Source organism: Rhizobacter sp., assembly GCF_031412075.1.
Classification (GTDB): domain Bacteria; phylum Pseudomonadota; class Gammaproteobacteria; order Burkholderiales; family Burkholderiaceae_C; genus Rhizobacter.
This window is the reverse complement of sequence record NZ_JANOCG010000376.1, coordinates 1-6,324: the sequence shown is the minus strand read 5'-3', so window position 1 is coordinate 6,324 and position 6,324 is coordinate 1. Positions and strand designations below refer to the sequence as shown.

7 protein-coding genes are annotated in these 6,324 nt (G+C 68.4%); all 7 read left to right on the top strand.

Annotated elements, in window-relative coordinates; genetic code table 11:
- The coding region (locus RMO40_RS14060) for a biopolymer transporter ExbD (protein WP_309722334.1) at positions 1-422 on the top strand (422 nt) is incomplete at its 5' end.
- Between the two features lie 44 nt (positions 423-466).
- Positions 467-898 carry a biopolymer transporter ExbD gene (locus tag RMO40_RS14055; RefSeq protein ID WP_309722331.1) on the top strand — a complete coding sequence of 144 codons (432 nt, stop codon included), beginning with the start codon at positions 467-469 and terminating at the stop codon, positions 896-898.
- Between the two features lie 104 nt (positions 899-1,002).
- Positions 1,003-1,884, top strand: a complete 882-nt coding sequence (locus RMO40_RS14050) for a BadF/BadG/BcrA/BcrD ATPase family protein (RefSeq protein WP_309722328.1) — start codon at positions 1,003-1,005, stop codon at positions 1,882-1,884.
- Positions 1,881-2,621, top strand: coding sequence for a GntR family transcriptional regulator (locus RMO40_RS14045; RefSeq protein ID WP_309722325.1), 741 nt, complete (start codon positions 1,881-1,883; stop codon positions 2,619-2,621). The genes RMO40_RS14050 and RMO40_RS14045 overlap by 4 nt, the downstream gene beginning before the upstream one ends.
- The gene (gene nagA / locus RMO40_RS14040) at positions 2,618-3,748 is read left to right on the top strand and encodes an N-acetylglucosamine-6-phosphate deacetylase (protein WP_309722322.1); all 1,131 of its coding nucleotides are present in this window, start codon (positions 2,618-2,620) and stop codon (positions 3,746-3,748) included. The genes RMO40_RS14045 and nagA overlap by 4 nt, the downstream gene beginning before the upstream one ends.
- An 8-nt stretch (positions 3,749-3,756) precedes the next feature.
- Positions 3,757-4,767, top strand: coding sequence for an SIS domain-containing protein (locus RMO40_RS14035; protein WP_309722337.1), 1,011 nt, complete (start codon positions 3,757-3,759; stop codon positions 4,765-4,767).
- A gap of 8 nt (positions 4,768-4,775) precedes the next feature.
- Positions 4,776-6,257: a beta-N-acetylhexosaminidase gene (nagZ, locus tag RMO40_RS14030; RefSeq protein ID WP_309722319.1), complete on the top strand. Its 1,482-nt coding sequence runs from the start codon at positions 4,776-4,778 to the stop codon at positions 6,255-6,257.
- The last annotated feature ends 67 nt before the right edge of the window (positions 6,258-6,324 follow it).

The window sequence follows — 6,324 nt, the reverse complement described above, 5'->3', positions numbered from 1 at the left end:
TGAACGTAGGCGCCCCCGTCGGCGACGAAGACGAGGTGGTGGCGAGCATCAACACGACCCCGCTGGTGGATGTGATGCTGGTGCTGTTGATCATCTTTCTGATCACTGTGCCCGTCGTCACGCAGAACGCCGCAGTCACCCTGCCCAAAGAGCCCAACATCGTTCGCCAGACCAAGCCCGAGAACATCGAGATCTCGGTCACGCAAGACGGCGACGTGTTCTGGAACGCCCAGGCCGTGGCCGACAACGGTGCGCTGGTCGAGCGGCTGAAGAAGGTGGCGCTCACCGTGCCACAACCGGAGATTCACATTCGTGGCGATGGCAAGTCGCGCTACGAATCGGTGGGCCGGGTGGTGTTTGCGTGCCAGCGCGTGGGCATCCAGAAGATCAGCTTCGTCACCGAACCGCCGCCGCGCGGTTGATCGTCACACTTGCTTGATCGTCACACTTGCCAGGAGAAAAACCCATGGGAATGAACGCAGGTTTAGGCAACGTTGGCACCGAGCCCGAGGTGCTGGTCGAGATGAACACCACACCGTTGATCGACGTGATGCTGGTGCTTTTGATCATGCTGATCATCACCATCCCGATCCAGCTGCACTCGGTCAACCTCAACATGCCGGCCGGCAACCCGCCTCCGCCCGCCGCGCCGCCGGTGGTCGTCACCATCGACATCGATTTCGACGGCACGATCTTCTGGAACGGCGAGGCGCTGCCCGACCGCTCCGCGCTCGAAGGCCGGCTGAGCGCCACGGCGGCGATGCCCGACCAACCCGAGGTGCACCTGCGGCCCAACAAGCTCGTCGACTACGAACGTGTGGCCGGGGTGATGGCCAGCGCACAGCGCCTGGGAGTCAGCAAGCTCGGCATGGTCGGCAACGAACAATTCATCAAATGACGAAGCCGATTAATACCAATTGACACACTGGTATTACTGGTACTAAACTGGTTCTATCGCAGGGGCTGACGCCCGGCAAAACAACAGGAACCGTGAAGGCCGACATGATCGACTTTTTGATCGGGGTGGATGGTGGGGGCACCGCAACGCGCGCGGTCGTGGCGCGCCCCGGTGGGCCCGTGCTGGGCCAGGGCAGCGCCGGTCCGTCGGCCCTGGGACAGGGCATTGCGGCTGCCTGGGTGCAGGTGTTGGCCGCGACCAAAGCGGCGTTCGCCGATGCAGGCCTGGACGCCCCGCCCTGGGAGCGCTGCGCGCTGGGCGCTGGTTTATCAGGCGTGAGCAACCGGCCCTGGCGCGACAAGTTCGTGGCGCAGAACAAGGGCTTCGACCGATTGCTCGTCGAGACCGATGCCTTCGTGATGCTGGTCGGCGCGCACGCCGGCAAACCGGGCGCGATCGTGGCCTCGGGCACCGGCAGTGTGGGCGAGGTGCTGCGGCCCGATGGCACACGCTTCAACGTGGGCGGCTGGGGTTTCCCGGTGGGCGACGAAGGCAGCGGCGCCTGGCTGGGCCTGCGCGCCGTGCGCCTGGCGCAGTGCGCGATGGACGGCCGCATCAACGCCGGCCCGCTGGTGCGCCACATCTGGGCCACCTGCGGCGCCGACCGCGACAGCCTGCAGGCCTGGTGTGACCACGCCGGGCAGTTCGCCTATGCGCAGCTGGCGCCGGCCATCTTCGAGGCCGAAGCCGGCGACCCGGCGGCGGCGCATCTGCTGGGCCGCGCCGTCAGCGCGCTCGACGCCACCGCGCTCGCGCTCGACCCGCAAGGCGGCCTGCCGCTGGTGGTGCTGGGCAGCATCGGCAAGCGCCTGGCCGATCGTTTGTCGCCGGCGGTACGCAGCCGCTGCGTCGAAGCCGCCGACGGCCCGGCCGCCGGCGCGCTGACCTTGATTCGTCGCGAGATCGAGAACGAGAACCACCGATGAAGAAAGCCTTGTTCGACTTCAAGCCGGACGCGCGCGACAGCTCTCCGCTGTATGTGCAGCTGGCCCGCAAGCTGGGCCAGTCCATCCGCGATGGCCGCTACCAGACCAACGAGGCATTGCCTTCGGAGCGCGTGCTGTCGGAGTCGGTCGATGTGTCGCGCGTCACGGCGCGCAAGGCCATCGACCAGCTGGTCGACCAGGGCCTGATCGTGCGCCGCCGTGGCTCGGGCAACTACATCGCCCCGCGCATCGAGCAGCCGCTGTCGCGACTGACGAGCTTCTCGGAAGAGCTGCACCAGCGCGGCTACACGCCCTCGTCGCGGTGGCTGGAGCGTGCCATCACCGCGGCCGTGCCCGACGAGCAGCTGAGCCTCGGCCTCTCACCCGGCGCCCGCGTGGCGCGGCTGGAGCGACTGCGCCTGGCCGACGACGTGGTGATGGCCTACGAGGTGAGTGTGCTGCCGCAAAGTGTGCTGCCCAGCCCCGAGGCGGTCGACGGTTCGCTCTACGAATACCTGACCAGCGTGCACATGGCGCCGGTGCGTGCGTTGCAGCACATCCGCGCGCTCAATGCGCAGCCGCGCCTGGCCGAACAGCTCGGCGTGCCGGTGGGGCAGGCGGTGCTCTTCATCACCCGCATTGGCTTCCTCGATTCGGGGCAGGCGGTGGAGCTCACCCATTCGTACTGTCGCAGCGACTATTACGACTTCGTGGCCGAGATGAGGCGCGAAGCATGAGCGCCAAGTTGCAAGGGCACATCCTCACGCCGCGTGGCTTCGTCAAGGGCACGTTGAGCGTGGCCGAAGACGGCCGCATCGCCGCCATCGAAGGCGAACCCGTCGATGAGCGCGAGGTACGCGAGTCGACGCTCCCGATCGTCATGCCCGGCTTCATCGACCTGCATGTGCACGGCGGTGCCGGCCGCGACATCATGGAAGGCGGCGACGCCGCCGCACGTGTGTCGGAGCTGCATGCGACACACGGCACCACCGCCATGCTGGCCACCACCATGACCGCGCCGATGAGCGACCTGGAGCGCGCCTTCCGCGCGCTCAAGTCAGTCTGCGCCACGCGCAGCCCGCAAGGTGCCCGCGTGCTGGGCGTGCACCTCGAAGGCCCTTACATCAACGCCGGCAAGCTCGGCGCGCAGCCCAACTTCGCGCGGCCGGTGCAGGCCGAAGAACTGCGCCGCCTGAACGACATGGCGCCGATCCGCCTGGTGACGCTCGCACCCGAAACCGCCGGCAACATGGACGCCATCGAGTCGATGGTGAAAGCCGGCTACCGCGTGCAGCTCGGCCACACGCTGGGCAGCTACGAAGACGGCGTCGAAGCCATGAAGCGCGGCGCCACCGGCTTCACGCATTTGTTCAACGCGATGAGCGGCCTGCACCACCGCGAGCCCGGCATGGTGGGCGCGGCGCTGGCGCACGCCACCTACTCCGAGATCATTCCCGACCTGCTGCACGCGCACCCCGGCGCTATCCGCGTGGCGCTGCGTGCTATCCCGCACCTCTACTGCGTGACCGACTCGACCGCCGCCGCCGGCATGCCCGATGGCGAATACAAGCTCGGCCGCCACAAGGTCACCAAATGCCTGGGCGGTGTGCGCCTGGCCGACGGCACCCTGGCCGGCTCGACGCTCACGATGGACCAGGCGCTGCGCAACCTGGTCAACGAATTGGGCCTCGGCTTGGTCGACGCTTCGCGTCGCGTCGCCACCAACGCCGCCGACTACATGGGCGTGGCCGACCGTGGCCGCCTGGCGGTGGGCGCCTGGGCCGACCTGGCGGTGCTCGACCGCGATTTGAAACTGACCGATGTGTACGTAGAAGGAAGTCCCATTGAGAGGAGCAAGGATTGAACACGCGCATGCTGGCTGAGGCGCGCGAAGCGCCCGCCGCCGTGGCCCGCCAACTGGCCCAGAACGACCAGGCCTACAGCGACTTCGGCGCCTTCTTGCGCGCCCGGCCGCCGAGCTCGGTGCTCACCGTGGCGCGCGGCAGCTCCGACCACGCAGCCCACTTCATGGCCTACCTGATCATGGCGCGCATGGGGCGGCTGGTGACCTCGCTGCCGATGTCGCTGATCACGCTCTACCAGTCGCAGATCATTTGCGAGGGGCTCGCGTCGATGGCGTTCTCGCAATCGGGCCAGAGCCCCGACCTGGTGGCACCGATGCGCTACTTCAGCGCCGGTGGCGCCTGCACCGCCGCGTTCGTGAACGACCCCGAATCGCCGCTGGCGCAGGCGGCGCAGTGGGTGTTCCCGTTGCATGCCGGTGCCGAGACCAGCGTGGCGGCGACCAAGAGCTTCATCACGCAGCTGGTGGCGGGTGCGCGCGTGGTCGCGGCCTGGCAAGACGACCTGGTGTTGCAGGCGGCACTCTCGGGGCTGCCCGGCGTGCTGGCGCGTGCGGCCCATGCCGATTGGTCGAGCGCGGTCGAGGCGCTGCGCCACGCCGACCGCCTGTTCGTCATCGGCCGCGGCACCGGTTTGCCGGTGGCGATGGAAGCGGCGCTCAAGTTCAAGGAGACCTGCGCCATCCAGGCCGAGGCCTTCTCGGGCGCCGAGGTCAAGCACGGCCCGATGGCGCTGATCGACGAGGGCTACCCGCTGCTGGTGTTTGCGCCGCGCGGGCCGGCTCAGGCCGGGCTGGTGGCCCTGGCCGAAGAGATGCGTGGGCGCGGTGCCAAGGTGCTGCTGGCCGCACCCGTCGGCACGCCGGGCGCCACGCTGCCGATCGTCGAAACGGCCTCGGTGGAGCTTGATCCGATCTCGGCCATCCAGAGCTTCTATCCGATGGTCGAGGCGCTGGCCCAGGCAAGAGGCTTCGACCCGGATCGGCCGCGCCACCTGGCCAAGGTCACGCGGACTCAATAGGGCCGGCCATGAGCGCTTCATTCCAAGCGGGCCGGCTGGTGATGGTCGACATCCAGGGCACCTCGCTCGACGCGGCGACCGCCGACTTCCTGCGCCGCCACCACATCCGCGCCGTCTGCCTTTTCCGTCACAACCTTGGCACCGAAGCCAAGGTGAAACAACTCACCGCCGACCTGCGCGAGGTGATGGGCGAGCACGCGCTGATCGGCCTCGACCAGGAAGGCGGTTCGGTGGTGCGTGCCACCTTCTTGCCGCAAGCGCCCGCGGCGATGGCACTCGGTGCCGCGGGTGACGAAGCCCTGGCCGAAGCCGTCGGCGAAGCCGTGGGCCGCGGTGTGCGCAGCCTCGGCATCAACTGGGATTTCGCCCCGGTGCTCGACGTCAACAACAACCCGGCCAACCCGGTGATTGCCGAGCGCAGCTTCTCTGACAACCCGGCCGAGGTGACGCGCCTGGCCGGTGCCTGGATGCGTGGCGCGCTGCGCGCCGGTGTGGCCTGCTGCGTGAAGCACTTCCCCGGCCACGGCGACACCCACATGGATTCGCACAGCCACCTGCCGGTGGTCGACAAGCCGCTGGCGGCGTTGGAAGCGATGGAATTCCGCCCCTTCCGCGACCTGAAGGGCGAGGCCCCCGCCATGATGACGGCGCACATCGTCTACCCGCAGCTCGATGCCGAGCACCCGGCCACGCTGTCGCGCCAGATTCTCGGTGGCGTGTTGCGCGAGGCCTGGGGTTACGAGGGTGTGGTGATCACCGACTCACTGGTGATGAAGGCCATCTACGACCACTACGGCCATGACCGCGCCGCCGTGCTCGCATTGCAGGCCGGTGCCGACATGGTGATGGCGCTCGGCAGCCAAGCGGACCAACTGGCGGCCATCGAGGCGATTCAGCACGCTCAGGCCAGCGGCGCACTCACCAGCGCACAACTTGAACGTGCGTGTGCGCGGCTCGACGCGCTGGCCGCCCGCTTTCCGGCAGGTGCCACCGCATACCCAAGCGCACAACGCGAGAGCGACGACCGCCTGATGCACCGCGCCTGGGCCGCGGGCCTCACCGCGCTCGGTGCGCCGCAAGCACCCGCACGGAACCAGCCGCTGCGCGTGATCACGCAGCGCCGCGTGCCTTGCGACGGCGTCTCTGAAGCTGGTTTGCCGGCCGACGCCGTGGCGCGCCTCTTCGAAGGCTTCACCGACGTGGACCTGCTGGCGCTCGACGACCTGGCCTCACTCGACTGGTCCACGCTGCCCGCCGATGGCCGCCGCACCGTGCTGGCCTCCAACCACCGCGAGCGCTACGGCGCCCAGTCAACAAGCTGGCGCCCCGACCTGCACCTGGTGCTGTGGAACCCGTTTCAGGTGCTCGACATCGCCGCGCCCGCCGTCGTGAGCTGGGGTTATGCCAACGGCGCACTCGAAGCGGTACACGCCTGGCTCGAAGGGCGGGTGGTGGCTTCGGGTGTGTCGCCCGTCCGCCTGAGCGCCTGAAACCAAAAACGACAACGAGGAGACGCCCATGCAGACCGAACCAACCGCAGCGCCACAACGCTCGCCG

Coding starts and splice junctions, on each gene's coding strand:
- RMO40_RS14055 (WP_309722331.1), top strand. CDS start 467: ATGGGAATGAACGCAGGTTTAGGCAACGTTGGCACCGAGCCCGAGGTG.
- RMO40_RS14050 (WP_309722328.1), top strand. CDS start 1,003: ATGATCGACTTTTTGATCGGGGTGGATGGTGGGGGCACCGCAACGCGC.
- RMO40_RS14045 (WP_309722325.1), top strand. CDS start 1,881: ATGAAGAAAGCCTTGTTCGACTTCAAGCCGGACGCGCGCGACAGCTCT.
- nagA (WP_309722322.1), top strand. CDS start 2,618: ATGAGCGCCAAGTTGCAAGGGCACATCCTCACGCCGCGTGGCTTCGTC.
- RMO40_RS14035 (WP_309722337.1), top strand. CDS start 3,757: ATGCTGGCTGAGGCGCGCGAAGCGCCCGCCGCCGTGGCCCGCCAACTG.
- nagZ (WP_309722319.1), top strand. CDS start 4,776: ATGAGCGCTTCATTCCAAGCGGGCCGGCTGGTGATGGTCGACATCCAG.